At 35.2% G+C, this 18,672-nt stretch carries 11 protein-coding genes and 3 other annotated features; all 11 genes read right to left on the bottom strand.

What is annotated here, in order from left to right; all coding sequences use genetic code 11:
• Window positions 1–466: 466 nt before the first annotated feature.
• Complete coding sequence (locus A6J74_RS01995; protein ID WP_000633859.1) at window positions 467–2,092, bottom strand: ABC-F family ATP-binding cassette domain-containing protein; 1,626 nt, start codon at window positions 2,090–2,092, stop codon at window positions 467–469.
• A 218-nt stretch (window positions 2,093–2,310) separates the two neighbouring features.
• Window positions 2,311–5,427, bottom strand: coding sequence for an MMPL family transporter (locus A6J74_RS01990; protein ID WP_105299422.1), 3,117 nt, complete (start codon window positions 5,425–5,427; stop codon window positions 2,311–2,313).
• Window positions 5,428–5,637: 210 nt separating this feature from the next.
• Window positions 5,638–6,204 carry a TetR/AcrR family transcriptional regulator gene (locus A6J74_RS01985; protein WP_001107311.1) on the bottom strand — a complete coding sequence of 189 codons (567 nt, stop codon included), beginning with the start codon at window positions 6,202–6,204 and terminating at the stop codon, window positions 5,638–5,640.
• A gap of 124 nt (window positions 6,205–6,328) precedes the next feature.
• Entirely contained in the window at window positions 6,329–6,784 is a 456-nt protein-coding gene (locus A6J74_RS01980; RefSeq protein ID WP_000620964.1) for an NUDIX domain-containing protein, read from the bottom strand.
• A 108-nt stretch (window positions 6,785–6,892) separates the two neighbouring features.
• The gene (locus A6J74_RS01975; protein WP_001100940.1) at window positions 6,893–8,050 is read right to left on the bottom strand and encodes a GNAT family N-acetyltransferase; all 1,158 of its coding nucleotides are present in this window, start codon (window positions 8,048–8,050) and stop codon (window positions 6,893–6,895) included.
• 153 nt (window positions 8,051–8,203) lie between these two features.
• Window positions 8,204–9,493 (bottom strand): 3-phosphoshikimate 1-carboxyvinyltransferase, encoded by a 1,290-nt coding sequence (aroA, locus tag A6J74_RS01970; protein ID WP_000664599.1) that lies wholly within the window; start codon window positions 9,491–9,493, stop codon window positions 8,204–8,206.
• Window positions 9,494–9,509: 16 nt separating this feature from the next.
• Window positions 9,510–10,610: a prephenate dehydrogenase gene (gene tyrA, locus A6J74_RS01965; protein WP_000335164.1), complete on the bottom strand. Its 1,101-nt coding sequence runs from the start codon at window positions 10,608–10,610 to the stop codon at window positions 9,510–9,512.
• Window positions 10,603–11,703, bottom strand: a complete 1,101-nt coding sequence (hisC, locus tag A6J74_RS01960) for a histidinol-phosphate transaminase (protein ID WP_001197267.1) — start codon at window positions 11,701–11,703, stop codon at window positions 10,603–10,605. The genes tyrA and hisC overlap by 8 nt, the downstream gene beginning before the upstream one ends.
• A 16-nt stretch (window positions 11,704–11,719) precedes the next feature.
• The gene (gene aroC / locus A6J74_RS01955; RefSeq protein ID WP_001269417.1) at window positions 11,720–12,892 is read right to left on the bottom strand and encodes a chorismate synthase; all 1,173 of its coding nucleotides are present in this window, start codon (window positions 12,890–12,892) and stop codon (window positions 11,720–11,722) included.
• Window positions 12,893–12,945: 53 nt separating this feature from the next.
• Window positions 12,946–13,165, bottom strand: a binding site (T-box leader).
• A gap of 9 nt (window positions 13,166–13,174) precedes the next feature.
• A complete protein-coding gene (locus A6J74_RS01945; protein ID WP_001273577.1) occupies window positions 13,175–14,251 on the bottom strand; it encodes a bifunctional 3-deoxy-7-phosphoheptulonate synthase/chorismate mutase in 1,077 nt (358 codons plus the stop codon).
• Window positions 14,252–14,445: 194 nt separating this feature from the next.
• Window positions 14,446–14,682: a binding site (T-box leader), on the bottom strand.
• Between the two features lie 54 nt (window positions 14,683–14,736).
• Window positions 14,737–14,973, bottom strand: a binding site (T-box leader).
• Window positions 14,974–15,081: 108 nt separating this feature from the next.
• Complete coding sequence (locus A6J74_RS01940) at window positions 15,082–18,564, bottom strand: DUF4020 domain-containing protein (RefSeq protein ID WP_080609277.1); 3,483 nt, start codon at window positions 18,562–18,564, stop codon at window positions 15,082–15,084.
• Window positions 18,565–18,672: the final 108 nt, after the last annotated feature.

The raw sequence follows: 18,672 nt of genomic DNA, 5'->3' as shown, positions 1-18,672 counted from the left end.
TTTGTTTAACTACATGAAGAATATTAGTAATTATAAATTGAAGCTTTTATTTATTCAACTATTTCTTTTTAAACATTGTGACCTTGGTTTCTATTTAACAAAATTAATTTGTAACATTTCCTGTTTTCTCCCAAGTTCCATCCACTACTTATGACTCCACATACTATAAACCTTTATTCACTACTTCGCAAACTAATCTATCTCCATTTTTGGTACATTTTTCACATAACAAAAAAGTGTAGTTTGACCTTATTACTCAAACTACACTTCTCCTGTTACAATTAACTCCTTCAATCCTATACACATTAAATCTCATCTATGTGCCAAAAAACTATGCAATCATAACATTACAATTTCTTACCACCGTTAATATTATATTTGAATAATTATTCATTTAATACCTTAGTCTTCATCTCTTTTCAACAAAACCCCCGCTCTAACAAAGAGCAGGGGTTTTCATCATATATTATTGACCTTTATACATTGCATCTACTTGTTTTTGAAGTTCTTCATTTTCTAAGTACTCATCGTAAGTTGCCTCTTTATCGATTACACCGTTTGGTGTTACTTCGATAATGCGGTTTGCAATTGTTTGTACGAACTGATGGTCATGAGATGTGAATAACATTGTACCTTTGAATGCAATTAAACCGTTGTTTAATGCAGTGATAGACTCAAGATCTAAATGGTTCGTCGGATCGTCAAGTGTGATTACATTCGCACCACTTAACATCATTTTAGATAACATACAACGAACTTTTTCGCCTCCAGATAATACAGAAACGTTCTTCTTAACTTCTTCACCTGAGAATAACATACGGCCTAAGAAACCACGTAAGAAGCTCTCTGACTCATCTTGTGGAGAGAATTGGCGTAACCAATCAACTAAGTTGAAGTCACTGTTCTCAAAGTATTTAGAGTTATCTCTTGGGAAATACGATTGAGATGTTGTAACACCCCATTTGAATGAACCGCTATCTGGCTCCATTTCACCCATAAGGATTTTAAATAATGTTGTCATCGCAATATCGTTACGACCGATAAATGCAACTTTATCACCTTTATTTAAAGTGAAGTACACATTATCTAACACTTTTTCGCCATCAATTGTTTTAGAAAGTCCTTCAACAGTTAATAAGTCATTTCCTATTTCACGCTCAGGTGTGAAACCAACGAATGGATAACGACGTGATGATGGTCTAATATCATCCAATGTAATTTTATCTAATAATTTTTTACGAGAAGTGGCTTGTTTCGCTTTAGATGCGTTTGAGCTAAAGCGTGCAATGAAGTTTTGTAACTCTTTTACTTTCTCTTCTTTTTTCTTATTAGCATCTTGTGTTAATTTTAAAGCTAATTGGCTTGACTCATACCAGAAGTCATAGTTACCAACATAAAGTTGAATTTTACCGAAATCAAGATCAGCCATGTGCGTACAAACTTTATTTAAGAAGTGACGGTCATGGGATACAACGATTACTGTATTTTCAAAGTTCATTAAGAAGTTCTCTAACCATTGAATCGCTTTTAAGTCCAAGTGGTTGGTAGGCTCATCTAGTAATAGAATGTCAGGTTTACCGAATAAAGCTTGAGCAAGTAATACTTTTACTTTCTCTGCCCCAGTTAATTCTGACAATTTCTTATCATGAAGATCTTCACCAATACCAAGTCCTTTTAGTAAGATTGCAGCTTCTGACTCAGCTTCCCAACCGTTAAGCTCAGCGAACTCACCTTCAAGTTCAGCAGCACGCATACCATCTTCATCACTAAAGTCTTCTTTCATGTAAATAGCATTTTTCTCTTGCATTACTTTATAAAGTTGCGTGTGACCCATAATTACTGTTTCTAATACTGGGAACTCTTCATATTCGAAGTGGTTCTGTTTTAATACTGCTAGACGCTCACCTGGCGTAATATGTATGTCACCTGTTGATGGTTCGATTTCTCCAGATAAAATCTTTAGAAATGTTGATTTACCAGCACCGTTTGCTCCAATTAAACCGTAGCAATTACCTGGCGTGAATTTTATGTTAACATCTTCAAACAATTTGCGATCCGCGAAACGCAAACTAACGTTACTTACTGTAATCATTTGTGTCCTCCTACTAATACCGCTTATTTCAGCGTTTTCTCACCGATTGTCTTAAAAAATCGCATATTACGACTCAATTATTGTAGACTATAGCTATTATATAGTAGAAGCTGGATGAATAGCAACGGTTGATTACCTTTCTACAATGAAATCGGATAGTTTTTATCGATTCTCACTCTGTAATACATTGGATTAATTTCCTATTTTTAATTTTTTTCTTATTTCGTATTTATTATTTTCTCTTTATAACTCTTCAATTTACTCGTTAATCCTATTAAAGCAGGTAACAATATCGGTATCACGATTAAAGCTAATAGTAATAGTGCAACGCCAACAACTGATGCTACTTGTATAAGTGTCAATACACCTGATGGAATTAATGCGGCAAATGTCCCGCCTAAAATTAGCGCCGCTGATAATACAACTCCTCCTATATGACGAGATGCAGTTACAATTTTCGTTACCGAATCCCCTTCTATCTCGTTATAGCGCATCATTACGAAAATACTATAATCCACTCCTAAAGCGACAATCATAATGAAGCTAAAGAATGGAACATTCCAGCTTAATAAATCTACATGTAATACATGTGCACTAATTTGTTCGCTTATACCAAGTGATGCAAAGTACGCTAATAGTAATGAGCCAATAATAAATATTGTGTTTAGTAATGAGCGTGTAATTACGATTAATACAATCGCAATTCCAATCAACATAATCGTAGCTGTACGCAAGAAATCTTGCCCGGTTACTTCTTTTAAATCAACATTTCTAGCTGTTGTCCCGCCGATCGCTTTTTTCGCCGTTTTTAATTCAGTACCATTTAGCGTACCATCTATCGTTTTATTAATTTCTTGAATGATTGGCATCGCTTCTTTTGAATACGGATTTACGTCTAAAATGATTGTCATTTTAGCAGTCTTTCTATCATGTGACATGTACGTATTCAATGCTTTTTGGAAATCTTCTCCCGCTAACACTTCTTTAGGAATATAAAATTTCTCAGAGCTTTTTGACTCATTAAGCTCGCCTAAATATTTCTGAGCATCCCCTAGGCCGTTACTTACTTTTCCAAGCCCTTCTGTACTTTTAGATAAGCCGGATTGTAATTGCCCCATCTTTTCTTGCAGGTCTTTCAATCCAGTTAAAAGCTGCCCTTGCCCATCATTTATTTTTGTTAAGCCGGATTGTAGCTCAGATGATTTGTTTGCAATTTGTTTTGAACCTGTAGCTCCTTCGTTTAATCCAGTTTTTAGTCCGGCAGCTCCTTTTTGTAACTTGGTAACGCCATTATTCATTTCCTTTATGCCGTTATCTACTTTCAGTAATGATTGATTCGCTTCTTTAAATGAATTCACCGCAGCTTTATGTTGCACTGCTAATTGATTTAATTCTTTTGAAAGTCCACTTAATTGCTTTTGAGCTTCCTTCGCAATTCCTATCGTTTGCTGTACATTAGGATCATTTGCTACTTCTGGTTTCGTTTGAATGAAATTAGTCATTAACACTTCAATTTGTTCATATCCTTTTTTCGCACCGTCAATCGCTTGAGAAATACTTCCGAAGTATTGATCGTAAGAACTTAAACCCTTTTCTAACTGTGCATAACCAGCATGAAGCTGTGACGTTGCACCCGATAGGACATTTATATTTTCATTTACTGAAGTTAACCCACTCTCAATTTGCTGCGCTCCTTGTGCACCTTCGTTTATGCCAATGGATAATTGATTTAAAGCTGTTCCTAATGCTGATACTCCATTTTTCGCTTCGTTCGTTCCATCAATTAACTTTTGAACATTTGCAAGACTATTTGAGTCATTACTACCCATTTTATCTTTCGCATCCGTTAAGCCATCATTAATTTCCTTTATGCCACCATTGGCATCGCCTAAACCAGTATTTAGTTCTCCCGCTTGTTTATTTAAATATAATTCTTTTATCTTATCACCAGTTGGACGCGTCGGTGCATATACTTCTGAAACACCTTTAACTTTCGAAATTTTATCAGTTAATTCATCTAAAGTTTGTAGAGACGTTCCTTCATCTAATTTTTTGTTAGATTGAATCACTAACGTACTTGGTGAAGAAAATCCTGGTGGAAAATGTTCTTCTATCACATTAATACCCATTTTTGATTCATACTTATTATCCACTTCAAACAAATCATTGTAATTCAGTGTATTAGAGTATTTTAATACGAAAGGAATCGATATCACGAATACGATGATTAAAGCAACAAATGGTCTTGCTACTGAATTTTTAGCAAAGAATCCCCATAAACGGCTATCCTCATGACCTTTAAATGTTTTAACTGGATAAAACATTCCTTTTCCTAAAAGCACCATAAAAAATGGATTTAAAGTGGTTATTACGAGTAGTAATACTAAAACACCAATTGCTACCGCTGAAGTAGATTGATATAATTTAAAACTCGCTAAAGCAAGTGATGCAAAACCAATTAGCACCGCTATCCCGCTATATAAAACGGTTTTACCTGCCGATTTAAATGTTTCTTTCGTGGCCAAAAATGCATTTTCTTGTTTACTTAATTCTTCTTTAAACCTCGTATATAATAAAATGTTGTAATCTGTTCCTACTCCAAACAGTACGACAACTACAAACACTTGCGTAAAGTTAGAAAACGGAAAATTAAATTGATCTACAAGATGAGCAATAATACCCATTGAAACTAAATACGATATACCAACTGTAAGAAGAGAAACAATTGGAACAATTGGTGAACGGAATACAATGATTAATACTATAAGAATGAAAATAATTGAAATAACTTCAGTCCTTTTCACTCCCTCTTGAGAGGATGTAAGAAAATCACCCGCTATTAAGTCACTTCCTGTTAAGTACGTTTTTACTCCTTTCGTTTGCACTTTTTTATGAAGATTATTTGCAACTTTTGATATTTCACCATGCTTTTTATCTATTGATATTTGCGTTAAAATAGTCGTATTATCTTTAGAAACTAATTGTTTCTCCAATTCTTTATTATCTAAATGTGAAACAACTTCCTTAATTCCTAATTGCTCTTTTTCATTTTGCAAAGCGTTGATTGTTTTTGTTATTTCCTCTTTTTGCTCAGTAGTTAAAGCTGTTTTATTGTCACTATTAAATACGGCGATAACTTCGTATTTTTCAACTCCTTCTTTATCCATTTCTTTGATCATCTTGTCAGCAATACTGCTTTGTTCTGTATTAGGGATTGTAATTTTCCCTTTTTCCTTCACTAGTTTATCCATATTAGGCATCGTTACGACCATTGTAATAGTAATAACTATCCATAATAGAAAAGATAAACTTCTCCAACTTTTTAACTTGCTCATTTGAATCATCTCCCGTTTTTAGCGTTTCATGTTAAGTTCGGAATGAACATTCATTCCTATCACTCTATTAAATTATTTTTAAAACTCTATTAAATTATTTTTAAAACTCTATTAAATTATTTTTAAAACTCTATTAAATTATTTTTAAAACTCTATTAAATTACCTTTAACGGAATGAATGTTCATTCCTGTCCTTATAAAGCTATAGAATCAAATGATTCTAATAGCATTCCAAGAGCTTTCTTCCAATTCTTTTACTAATTCTTTTGAGTATTCTAATTGCCCCGTTGCCATTACTTTAGTTAATTTTTCTAGCGGTTGGTATACAATGATAATTAATGCAACTGGAGGCAATGGACGGAGAAACCCTTTTGCGATTCCATCTTCTATAATATTCATAAAGAAGCCTATAAAATCGTCAAATATTTTCTTACTCTGTTCATCAAGAAAATAACTATCACAGTGAGAATTTGTAAAAAGAAAAGCATCCACATTGTTTCTCGCAAATTCAAATAAACGGTTGTACGTATGACTAAACTGTTCACGAATATTTGCTTCAACAGGAAAATCTGTTTTTATCATTTCAGATAGTTGCAACATACTTTTTGAAAATAATGAGTTAACGAGTGCCTCTTTATTTTCAAAATAGCGATAAATCGTACCAGCGCCGACATTGGCTTTTTCAGCGATCATCGGAATTGTCGTACCATCGTAACCACGCTCTGCGAATAGTTGTATAGCTGCTTCAAAAATGTCTTCTTGTTTATTTTTAGCCATTTTTCTCACCTCAATTTTCAGGAATGAAAATTCATTCCGTTTTTAATTATAAATTAGATGGATTAAAAGTCAAGTGTGTGACTACGCAAATGTAGCATTTTCAAATAACACACTCACTTAGATTTCAATGCATTTTTTGAATTAACACTTCAAAAAAATTCTTTGTATCATCGTGACTTAAAATGCTCAATATATCTTGTGTTTTAAAAAATTGAACTTGACTTATTTCATTATCTTTTGGATTCAAATCTGTTCTATCACCTATATATTCTACATAAAACATAGTTGTTTCTTGTTTTTCAAATCCAGTTTTCACTTTTAATTCTTCAGGAAACTCAAAGTAAATTTTATCTTCCATTTGTTTCATAACTATAAACTTTTTTGAACCGGTTTCTTCTTCAAGCTCTCTCAATATAGCACTTTCTAAGTCATTATCTGTATGTTTTAATCCGCCTTTAGGAAAATCCCACTCCCCCTTTGACAAATTGTATTCTCCTTCTATATCGCTTATTTTTACCTTATGTACCAATAAAAATTCACTATTTTGGAATATGATTGCGCCTACAGCTTGCCTAATCATTCTATTTCCCCTCCTAAAATAATGCTTTCATTCTATTAATAGAAAAGTACTATAATAACTGTTTTTCATTATAGTACTTTTTTAATGACACATTGCACAGTGTATTAATTAAAAGAAATCATAAATAAACGGCTTACGCACTGGTACTAAATTCTCAAATGACCGCATTGCCTCTTCGCTTCCGCTAATTAATTCAAGTTCGTTTAGTTCTAATGGACGTTTGTATCCAAACATTATTGTCGATAGTGCATTTATATCCAGTTTGATTCCTTTTTCCGTTGCTTCTTCTACAATTGTTAATTCATGATTTGCAAGTCTCACTACTACGTTATTCCACGGAGCAAATGAATCTGTAATATGTAAGATCACTTCTTGCTGTACATCGTTCCAGTTAAATTCATATTGTTTTAAGAACTGCTCTACATCTACAATTCTGCCCATAAAATATGGTTTCACTTCTGTCTTCACGCGTGGCTCTTGCAATGTATATAACAACGGTTCGTTTTCACTTACTGTCATTTCAAGTTCTTTAATCATAGAATCATGCTGGCAAATAAAGTTCCACAGACCATTTCGTGCTTCATTATGCAGTGGTACAAATTCTTCTACTGTCATTTTATAGTTTTCTATTTTATATAACATGTAACCAGCTGCCGTTTTATTTTCATCATAGTAAATCGCTAATGCTAAATCATCATAAACTACTTGTAACCACCAGTTCTTCTCTCGAACTAACATACCTGAAACACGTTCTGCAAAGGTTTCATATAGCTTCTCGACTTCTTCTGGATGATTTTCTTTATTGAAACGTTTCACGGTGCCATTTACTTGTTTTTTCATAACTAAATCGCTCTTAGTCATATGACATACGAGAAGATCCGCACAAAGTTCCCAGCCGTATTTACGGTAAAATGAAACAGAAAATGGATGTAACATCGATACTGTATATCCATCTTTTTTCATCGTTTGAAGAGAATGCTGAAGTAGCTCTTTTACATACCCACTTCTTCTATACTCAGGATACGTCGCTACCCCTGCAACGCCGCCCATTTTAAATGTTTCTTTTCCTATGTATATATGAAATGGAATAAGATGTAGTTTTGCTGCTAAGTCTTCCCCTTCCATAATGCCGTATATTTCATGACTTTCTTTCATTCGAGTGATTTGCTGCTGCAATCGTTCCTCATTTACTTTATATTGAAAAGCGTATTCTGATAAACGTAATGCTTCTCTAAATTTATCTTCTTGTAATTGTATGACATTCATATAATTCTCCTCCATTCCCTGATTGAATTGTATCATAATTCTTACTATTGTAGTTCTGTAAGTGAAATTACACAGACGTTTCAACAAAAAATATCGATTTTACAACAACTAACATAAAAAAGCAGATACATAATGTATCTGCTTCTCATCACCTTATTTTGCTAACTTTTGAAGTTCTTCAAAGAATGTAGGGTATGATACACCTACTGCTTCTGCATCTTCAATTGTTGTTTTTCCCTCTGCTAGACAGCCAGCAATCGCAAGCATCATTCCGATGCGGTGATCACCGTAACTATTTACTGTACTGCCTTTTAGAGCTGATTTTCCGTATATAATCATGCCATCATCAGTTGCTTCTATGCGAGCTCCTAGTTTCGTTAACTCCGCAACGACTGTATCAATACGGTTCGTTTCTTTTACTTTTAACTCGTGTGCATCTTTAATAACTGTAATACCTTCTGCTTGTGTTGCCGCTAAAGCGATAACTGGAATTTCATCGATTAGTCTTGGAATAATATCCCCACCAATTTCAATTCCTTTTAATGAAGATGTTTCAATCGTAATGTTTGCAGCTGGTTCTGATGCCCCTTCGTTAATCGGCTCTACAGTAAATGTAGCACCCATTGTCTCTAAAACATCAATAATACCTGTACGAGTTGGATTCATTCCTACATTTTGTAATACTAGTTTACTATTTGGAATAATTGCTCCCGCTACTAAGAAAAATGCTGCTGATGATACGTCACCTGGTACTTGAACGTCTGTCGCTGTTAACTTCTGTCCACCTGCAAGTTTCACTGTTTTTCCCTCACGAGTTACGTTAACACCGAATGCTTCAAGCATTCTTTCCGTGTGATCACGCGAAATATGTGGTTCTGTAACAGCTGTTACACCTTCTGCCCGAAGACCTGCAAGTAAAATAGCTGACTTTACTTGTGCACTTGCAACAGGAGAAATATACTCAATTGCTTTTAAATCTCCGCCACGTATTGTGAGCGGCGTAAACGTTCCTTCTTCTCGGCCATCAATTTTTGCGCCCATTTGTTTTAATGGATTTGTAACACGTTTCATCGGTCTTTTTGCGATAGACGCATCACCTTGTACGCAAGAGAAAAATGGTGTATTTGCTAATATTCCTGACATTAATCGTATCGTTGTACCAGAATTACCAACATCTAATACAGCTTTCGGTTCTTGTAAGCCTTCAATTCCTTTTCCAACTACAGTTACTTCATCACCATTTTGCGTGATTTCTACTCCCATTTCCTTAAAGCACGAAATCGTACTTAAACAGTCTGCACCGGGCAAGAAACCTTTAATTGTCGTTTTTCCTTCTGCAATTGCGCCGAACATAACAGCACGATGTGAAATGGACTTATCACCTGGAATTGTAATGTTGCCGTTCAATCCGCTATTTATAGGTTGTATCGTTCTTTCTTTCACGTTTTCACCTTCTCATTTAAATTGTTTCATAAGTTTGGTATTCTTCTTCTCCAAGCGCTAGTTTCGCTTTCATACGATCTTCTTCTCTTTGGAAGCTAATGCGTAATACGCCAAGCAATCCTTCTCGCGCTTCTAATATTTGCAAGTTCGTAATACTAATTTCTTCACGCGCCAAAATACTCGTAATATGAGCCAATGCCCCTACTTTATCTAAAACATCGACGTATAAGTCGTGATAGGCAGGAATTGCCCCTCTTTTTCGTACTGGTAAAGAATCACGGTATTCTTTCGCATCTGCAAAATAGTTTTGAATCTCGCCTGCATCTCCAGTAGAAACAGTATCATATAATTCTTCCATTTCAGAGATCCACTCTTTTAATAATACCATTAAATGCTCACGATTTTGCTTTACAATATCACTCCACATTTTCGGGCTACTAGATGCAATGCGTGTAATGTCTTTAAATCCGCCAGCAGCTAGCTGATGAATGAGCGGATTATCTCCTGCATGTTTCTCCACTTGCTTGACTAACCCTGCTGCGATAAGATGCGGAAAATGACTAACGATTCCTGTTACATAATCATGCTCTTCTGTATTTAAAACGAGAAAATGAGACCCCGTTCCCTTTAACCAACCTTTTAGTTCTTCCACTTGTTCATTTGGCACATGGTTCATCGGTGTTAAAATGTAAAATGCATTTTCAAATAAATGTGCTTTTGCACTTTCAACCCCAGTTTTATGAGAACCTGCCATCGGATGTCCACCAATGAAAGAAATTTCCTTTGAAAATAAAGCTTCCGCTTCGTTCATAATTGTTCCTTTTGTACTACCAACATCGGTCACTATCACATCTTCTCGTAAACGAAATGACGCTAATTTGTGTAATAACTTCTTCGTTTCTTCAACTGGAGAAGCAAAAACAATTAAATGTGCCTCTTCACATGCACGCTGTAAATCTACTGCTACTTCATCTACTACGTGTAATTCTTTCGCACGCTCTACTTGCTCTTGAAATATGTCATAACCTGTTATCGTTACATCGTGCTCTTTCTTAATTGCTAATGCGAGAGAACCTCCTATTAAGCCTGTTCCAATTAATACTACCTTTTTACACATTTGCCTCATCTCGAGACTTATTTTTCTTATTTTCAAAGTGTTGTTTTAACACTGAAATCACTCCTTCATTTTGCTCCCTTGTGCCGACTGTAATACGGACACCATTCGGGAACGGACGAATAATAAACCCTGCGTGTGCACAAGCTTCATAAATCTCTCCACCATTCTCTACCGGTAAGAAGATGAAGTTTGTTTGTGACGGATAAAATGGAAATTCGTTTTCCTTACAAAAACTTTCGTATTGTTGTATTCCCTCTGTATTAACACGTACAATTTCTTCAATAAACGCTTCATCGTTAAAAGCAATCGTTGCTGCTTTTTGCGCTAATGAAGATACGTTAAATGGCAAACGTACGACATTTAATTTCTCGATTAACTCTTCCTGTCCAATCGCATAACCAACGCGGAAAGATGCTAATCCGTACGCTTTAGAAAACGTTCTAAGTACAAGAATGTTGTTATGTTTTTCTAGAAGCGGTAATGTCTCAGGGAAATCTTTTGCTGTTACGTATTCATAGTACGCTTCATCAATGACAATTAACGTATTTTCACTAATGCTTTCAATGAACTGAGTCAATTTTTGCTCATTCACATATGTGCCTGTAGGGTTGTTCGGATTACAAAGCCAAATGATTTTCGTATTGTTATCAACTGCTGACGAAATTTCATCTAAGTCGTATACACCGTTATTTAAAGCAACTTCTTTCACTTCACAACCTTCAATAATTGCATGATGACGGTACTGTGGGAATGTTGCACCTGCCGTTACGATGTTATCTCCAGCTCGAAGTACGGCGCGACTTATTATTTGAATGACCTCATCTAAACCACTACCGCAAAGTATTTGTTCCATTTGGACTTGTAATTTCTCTGCAATTGTTTGACGGAGCGTTGTAGCACCTCCGTCAGGATATAAAGCATGTTCTAACCACGATTTTTGCAACTCTTCTAACACTCGTGGCGAACAACCGAATGGATTTTCATTTGATGCTAATTTCACAAACGAATGATCTCCGTACACTTCTTTCATTTGTTCTGGTGATTTACCTGGTTTATATGGTTGTAAGGATGATAGTTGATCTTTTACTTGCATGTTAAACCCACCTTTTTTAAAATTCTTTTGCGTATTTGTTATGTTCTGTAATGTTTTGCTTTAATAATTCCATACGATCTTTTCCGAATTGTTCGACTAGTGCATCTGCAAGTTCCCATGCCACAACAGATTCAGCTACTACACCTGCTGCTGGTACTGCGCAACTATCAGATCTTTCAATACTCGCTTGGAATGCTTCTTTCGTATCAATATCAACGCTTGCTAACGGTTTGTATAATGTAGGAATCGGCTTCATAACACCTCTTACAACAATCGGCATTCCCGTTGTCATACCACCTTCTAAACCGCCGGCATTATTCGTTTTTCTCGTGTATCCTTTTTCTTCATCCCAAAGGATTTCATCGTGCACTTTACTTCCTGGCTGTCTTGCCGCTTCAAAACCAACACCAATTTCAGCACCTTTAAATGCATTAATACTCATAATAGCACCAGCGAGTTTTGCATCTAATTTACGATCGTAATGAACGTAACTACCAACACCAATTGGCATACCTTCTGCAATGACTTCGACAATACCACCGATTGAATCTCCACTACTTTTTGCATTATCGATCGCATCCATCATCTCTTGTTCTACTTCTTTATCTAAACATCGAACAGGTGAATTTTCAGTTATCATTTGAATCTCTTCAATTGATAAGTTGGAAATATGCTTCGCTTGCACCCCACCAATTTCAAGCACATGCCCTGCAATTTCCACACCTAACTCTTTCAAAATTTGTTTCGCAACTGCTCCAGCAGCTACACGAACTGTCGTTTCTCTTGCAGATGAGCGCTCTAATACGTTTCTTATATCACGATGACCGTATTTAATAGCTCCGTTTAAATCTGCATGTCCTGGACGTGGTTTTGTAATTGTGCGTTTCATTTCTTTACTTTCTTGCTCTGAAATCGGGTCTGCACCCATTACTTTCGTCCAATGTTTGAAATCATCATTTTTTACGATTAACGTAATCGGTGAGCCAAGTGTCATCCCGTGACGAACACCACTTACAATTTCAACTGTATCTGTTTCAATTTGCATGCGTCTTCCGCGCCCATGTCCTTTTTGTCTTCTTAATAATTCCTTATTAATATGTTCCGCTGTTAATGTTAAACCTGCCGGTACACCTTCTAAAATAACTGTTAACTGCGGACCATGTGATTCTCCAGCTGTAATGTATCTCATTTCTTTTGCCCCTTTACTATTTTTTTGTACAAAAAAGTCCCTACTGAGCGCTCAGTAGGGACGATGTTTATCGCGGTACCACCCTAGTTGTAGACAACTATCGTCTACCTCTCTTCTTCTTTAACGATCGTTTGACCGTCCTCCCCTCCAAAAGTTGTCGGGAAAGATGCTCCAAGGCTGTAATTCATGCTTATCTTTGTACTGATTCACACCGACCATCAGCTCTCTTTAACAGTGAGATAAGCACTACTGTTTCCTCTTCAGCGCATATATGATATGGAATTAAGATAATTTATTTTTGAAACCTTTTAACTCATCCATGAATCTATGGAATTCTGGAATGTCCATTTGTTGTGCAGAATCTGATAATGCAACTGCTGGATCTGGATGAACTTCAGCCATTACTGCATCAGCTCCAATAGCAAGTGCCGCTTTCGCTGTTGGTAATAATAAATCTCTACGTCCAGTTGAATGTGTTACGTCAACGATAACTGGTAAATGTGTTTCTTTCTTTAAAATCGGTACTGCAGAAATGTCTAATGTGTTACGTGTTGCTCTTTCGTATGTGCGGATACCGCGCTCACAAAGAATAATTTGGTCATTACCTTGCGCAATAATGTATTCTGCTGCATTAATGAACTCATCAATTGTTGCTGCTAATCCACGTTTTAGTAATACTGGTTTATTAACTTTACCTACAGCTCGTAGTAAATCGAAGTTTTGCATGTTACGTGCGCCAACTTGAATTACATCAACGTATTCTAATGCCATTTCAACATCGTTCGGATTTAAAATTTCACTAATAATCGCTAAGTCGAACTCATCTGCTACTTGGCGTAAAATTTGTAACCCTTCTACTCCTAAACCTTGGAAATCATATGGAGATGTTCTCGGTTTGAAAGCACCACCGCGCATTAATTTTAAGCCTTGGTCTTTCATAGCTTGCCCTACTTGGCGAACTTGCTCTAAGCTTTCTACTGCACAAGGCCCCATGATGAACGTTTGTGTTCCGTCCCCAATCAATTCACCTTTTACATTAACGATTGTATTTTCTTGTTTCTTTTTACGTGATACTAATAACGCCTTACGGTTATCATCTTCTTGTAATTCTAAGCTAGCTTTGAAGATTGTTTTGAAAATATGTTGAACTGTTGACGTTTCGAATGGTCCTTCGTTGTGCTCTGCGATCATATCAAGTACTTCACGCTCACGTACTGGATCAAAGCGTTTCGTACCTTGTACTTGCTTTTGCTCCCCGATTTTTTGAACGATTTCACCACGTTTGTTTAAAAGGTGTAATAGTTGTAAGTTAATTTCATCTACCTGTTTACGTAATTGATCTAATTCATGATTTGCCATTTGGAAATCCTCCTCTAATGTTTTAAAAGTATAGTAAGAGAATGAAAAATTCTCTATTTTCTGAACTGGTTAATTATACAAATTTAAAGTGGAATCGATACCTCTTCTTATCTTAAACTAATAATTACCACAAAGACACTAGCTACTAGCTGAAAATCACTTTTTTTGTACAAAAAAGCCCTACTGATCCAATCAGTAGGGACGATATTTATCGCGGTACCACCCTAGTTGTAGACTTCTTTCGTCTACCTCTCTTCCTTGTTAACGATCAATGTGACCGTCTTTCCCTTCATAAAGACAATACTATCTTTACTACGAAAAAGATGCTCCAGGACTGTAATTCGCTCTTGTTTTTGTACTGGTTCGCACCAACCACCAGCTCTCTGTTACAGGGAAACAACAACTACTGCTTTTCCTTTCAATGCATGACTATTTTATTTTCAAGTTGGACCACTAAAATACAAAAAGTCCCTACTGAATAAATCAGTAGGGACGATATTTATCGCGGTACCACCCTAGTTGTAGACTAACTTTCCGTCTACCTCTCTTCACTGTTAACGATCAATTGACCGCTCTTTCTTCATAAAGACAATCCTATCTTTACTACGAAAAAGATGCTCCAAGACTGTAATTCATGATTATCCCTGTACTGGTTCACACCAACCACCAGCTCTCTGTTACAGTAAGACTAACCACTACTGTGATCTCTTCATTGCACTTTGTTTATTCAAATGTTTTTGAAATTGAATAAGTATGATTCGTATTATAGAACGCTTTTCAAAACACTGTCAATATGTTTTTTATATATTTTTTAAAATTCCACTTTCGTCCTATATTTCTTCTTGTAAATTCCCCATTACAATTCCGATGCGAATCATCTCATTTTCTATTAAGTTTAATACGTGTTTTTCTATTCCAAACTGGGCTAATCGTTTTTTTATTTGTATGATTTCATTTTCAAGAAAATCAGCTTCCTGACGTGTTTGCAGTAAAGTGAAAAACACATTTGCATACATTTCTTTATACGCTTTCATACTCTCTTTCTTTTCAAGCATTTCAATAAATAACTGTTTCATTTCCTCTCCTGCACATTCTCCATTTACATCTATAAATGTACGCGACAAAATACGTAATCCTTTTTCTAAAATCTCATCCATGTATAAAATAATACGTAAAATCATTACATATTCTCTCGTTGTTATCTCACCCATTTTTGGTCGTTCTCGTAAAAATATACTGAGCCAAGCTGTCCAAAATTTTTGTTGTTCTTTTACACTTAATGTTTTAACGTAATAGCATAAATGTTGCATAAATTTAATTTTATTCTCTTCATTTTCTCGTATAAGCAACGGATATAGCCAATCTGTTTTTTGTTCCCAATACAGCACACATTTTATAAATACAAAACTAATCCACTTCAAGAAAGCTTCCCTCGTATGCGGGTGTAAAACTTCTAAATGCTCTACTGCATACTTAATAAACCTCTTCATTTCAGTAAATAAAGGTAAATTTATTTGCGTATAACATAGACCTGCCCAAGCATATTTCGTAATCTCATTTTCTTTCTTTAATTCTAAGTAAGGTAACAAATATTTTCGGCACCATTGTTTCTCAATATGATATAAAAATGTAATATCTGCTATTAAACGCGCAAACATAAAGTTTGTCCGTTCAGAACTTACTCTTACTTGTTCTTCAAATAAAAATAAATATTCATACACATTGCGATCGTATAAATGATCATATGATAACAGTTTTAATAATACAGCTGTCATTTTTCCAACAGGATGCTGAATCGACTCATTATAAAAGTCTTGTTTTCCAATCTTAAAATCTGTATCGCTTTTCATAACTTGAGGAAATACCGAAAAAGCAAAACGTTTTACAAACCGTATACTATTCTCCTCTAACTCTTCTAATCGATTACTAATCTCATATAGAAAACTACTAATTAACCAATGAAACGCAGTGTTTCTAACAAATTTCTGTAACAGCGGAATAATTTTTTGGATTTGCCCATTTGTCAGTCTCCGGTTATTTCGCCACTCTCTAATACAAACAAACCACACTTCGTTACTTATTTCATGCATGCCTACTAATTGGTACGCAAATGAAATACTCCACTCTGTATTCAATTTACATGCCTTTGATAACATCTCTAAAAAATGACGTTGTTCAAAAACACCGTCATTCGAAAATTGCCGAATTTGGTTCATGATTTCATCGTCTTTCAGCTGCAGTAATCCATCGGCAGTTACATTACAAGTAATACTTTGTTCGATAGCCTTTTTTTTAGGTACACTGTATAGAACAGAATGAAAATGCGGATGTTTCTGTTTCATTAGCTCGTATCCTTGTGCTGTTGATGGACTATTTGAATCACAAGTGAATAATAAATCTAAGACTAAACAAACATCAAATGCCCTCTCCTCTGCAAGGTGCTTCGTTGCAGTTTGAATGACTTCTTCCTTTGTTTTTTCTAAAGAATGTGCGTAATGATTTTTTAAAAGTTGAAACACCTCATGTTTATATGTGACATCTAAAAGAAGCCCTTCCTGTAACAACCATTTCATTTTATCATCTACGCTAACAAATAAATTTTTATTCATCGCATCAATTGCAATTCGCTTTTGAAGCAAACTATTTGCTTCTATCATTTCTGTAATATAATAATTCGCTTTTTTCTCATTGTTTTCACATAAATAGATTAGACACTCTTTTACAATTTGAATTAAAAATGCAAGGTCATTTTGATGAAACTCTTTTTCTACATTTTCCTTATTTCTTTTTTTCAGTGCCGTTTGTCTTAATGACAACATTCGCATCTTCTCTAATCCCATCATCAAAATGGGAACTGCGTAATAAGAAATATGCGGTCTCATCTTCTCATTCCAAATTTGCTCCACATGAGAAAATGTAGACACCGGTAACCGACTCGATTCCTCGAGTTCAATGGATTCTTGCGTATCATTTCCTAACTTTCTTTCACGCTTCAACTTAAGTTTTCCGTCCAAAATAAACGTTAGTAACAATAAAGCAATTTCTTTATGCTCAGGAAAAGAACACTTTTGCAATAAGTAAGAGATTTTTTCTATAGATTTACTATCTTTTTCAGCTGTTTCTAATAAAAGGAGTGTCCATCTTGCAAACAACAATGGGTCCATTTTGATCTTCGTCTCGTTTAAATAGCTGCAAATTGTTCTCCATAATAACGGGGATATTTTAGAATGATTTTTAAAAATCAATTGAAATAATTCTTTCTGATGACTAAAAAGAAATTGTTCCACCAACCATTCTGCAAGCAATTCATCTACTTCATCATAGGTTGACGTAAGCAAAAATAAATTTCGTAATTTCCCCTCTGCTTCAAGCCATTCCACCCATTCATAATCTCGGGCAAATTCAACAAAATATCGAACAGTTTCAATTTTTTTAATGGACTGTTTTATGTAGGATAATTGTTCCTGCTCTACTGATGGTGGCACTGTTACAATGTCACGAATACGCATTCTTTTTGTAATATAATTATCCCCCATTAATTCCGCCCAGCGTTTTACCGCTTTGACGAGGGACTGGTGATTATTTGATTTATTCGGATACACAATCGGCCTTATCCCTAAATGTTCCCAGTGATACGTATTTTCTCCTTGTGCGACAAATGCATAGCGCCTTGTACTTGGTGGTAAACCAGTTGCTAAATATTTCATTACTGGGTCATTATGGCTATACCCAACGAATAAAACGGTGTAATTGGAGAATAAATCAACTAAAAATCTTCTCGCCCATCCTTCCGTTAAGTAAGCCCTTCCAAAATCACCATCTGTTAAAATTAAAGCTTCCTTTTCTTGTTCTATATTTCCATGTATGTAAGCAAGCCCTTTAAACGCTCTACCTGTAGGTAAAGCAGGTGCATAATAAACATTTAATTCTCTATTCATTTCGTTCATCGCAGTTGTAAAATGTCGATCAAAATTCGTCGTTACAATGCGAACTTCTGTATCTAAAGGAAACAACCTCGGAATTGCAAAATGAAGCGGATTTGGTTTTGACGTTTCTATATGAACTAGGTCTTTTGCAACTTGATGTACATCTTTTGTTTTCGCAATTTTACCAAGATAATAATCATGAGGTTCTGTTATTTCACGCTTTTCGACATATAAAGTTTTTGCAATTTCATCAACTAAATCATCAAAATTCGGTAAGTTTGATTTCCCTTTCATAGAAACTCCCGCTCCAACAAACAATACTAACTTTCCTTGTTCAAGATGATCGATTAGCTCATCTGGAATTTCTACTTCTGAAGTAATCCACATTTGGATTCACCCCTTACCTAAAAATGTCATATACTCTCATTTTACTATAACATTTTTTTGTTATTTTTTTAATATTTAGACATAAATTCGAACATGAAAAAGTTTTAT

It is taken from the genome of Bacillus sp. FDAARGOS_235 (genome assembly GCF_002073415.2).
Lineage (GTDB): Bacteria > Bacillota > Bacilli > Bacillales > Bacillaceae_G > Bacillus_A > Bacillus_A toyonensis.
This window is presented reverse-complemented; position numbering and strand designations above follow the sequence as displayed.

Coding starts and splice junctions, on each gene's coding strand:
- A6J74_RS01995 (WP_000633859.1), bottom strand. CDS start 2,092: ATGATTACAGTAAGTAACGTTAGTTTGCGTTTCGCGGATCGCAAATTG.
- A6J74_RS01990 (WP_105299422.1), bottom strand. CDS start 5,427: ATGAGCAAGTTAAAAAGTTGGAGAAGTTTATCTTTTCTATTATGGATA.
- A6J74_RS01985 (WP_001107311.1), bottom strand. CDS start 6,204: ATGGCTAAAAATAAACAAGAAGACATTTTTGAAGCAGCTATACAACTA.
- A6J74_RS01980 (WP_000620964.1), bottom strand. CDS start 6,784: ATGATTAGGCAAGCTGTAGGCGCAATCATATTCCAAAATAGTGAATTT.
- A6J74_RS01975 (WP_001100940.1), bottom strand. CDS start 8,050: ATGAATGTCATACAATTACAAGAAGATAAATTTAGAGAAGCATTACGT.
- tyrA (WP_000335164.1), bottom strand. CDS start 10,610: ATGTGTAAAAAGGTAGTATTAATTGGAACAGGCTTAATAGGAGGTTCT.
- hisC (WP_001197267.1), bottom strand. CDS start 11,703: ATGCAAGTAAAAGATCAACTATCATCCTTACAACCATATAAACCAGGT.
- aroC (WP_001269417.1), bottom strand. CDS start 12,892: ATGAGATACATTACAGCTGGAGAATCACATGGTCCGCAGTTAACAGTT.
- A6J74_RS01945 (WP_001273577.1), bottom strand. CDS start 14,251: ATGGCAAATCATGAATTAGATCAATTACGTAAACAGGTAGATGAAATT.
- A6J74_RS01940 (WP_080609277.1), bottom strand. CDS start 18,564: ATGTGGATTACTTCAGAAGTAGAAATTCCAGATGAGCTAATCGATCAT.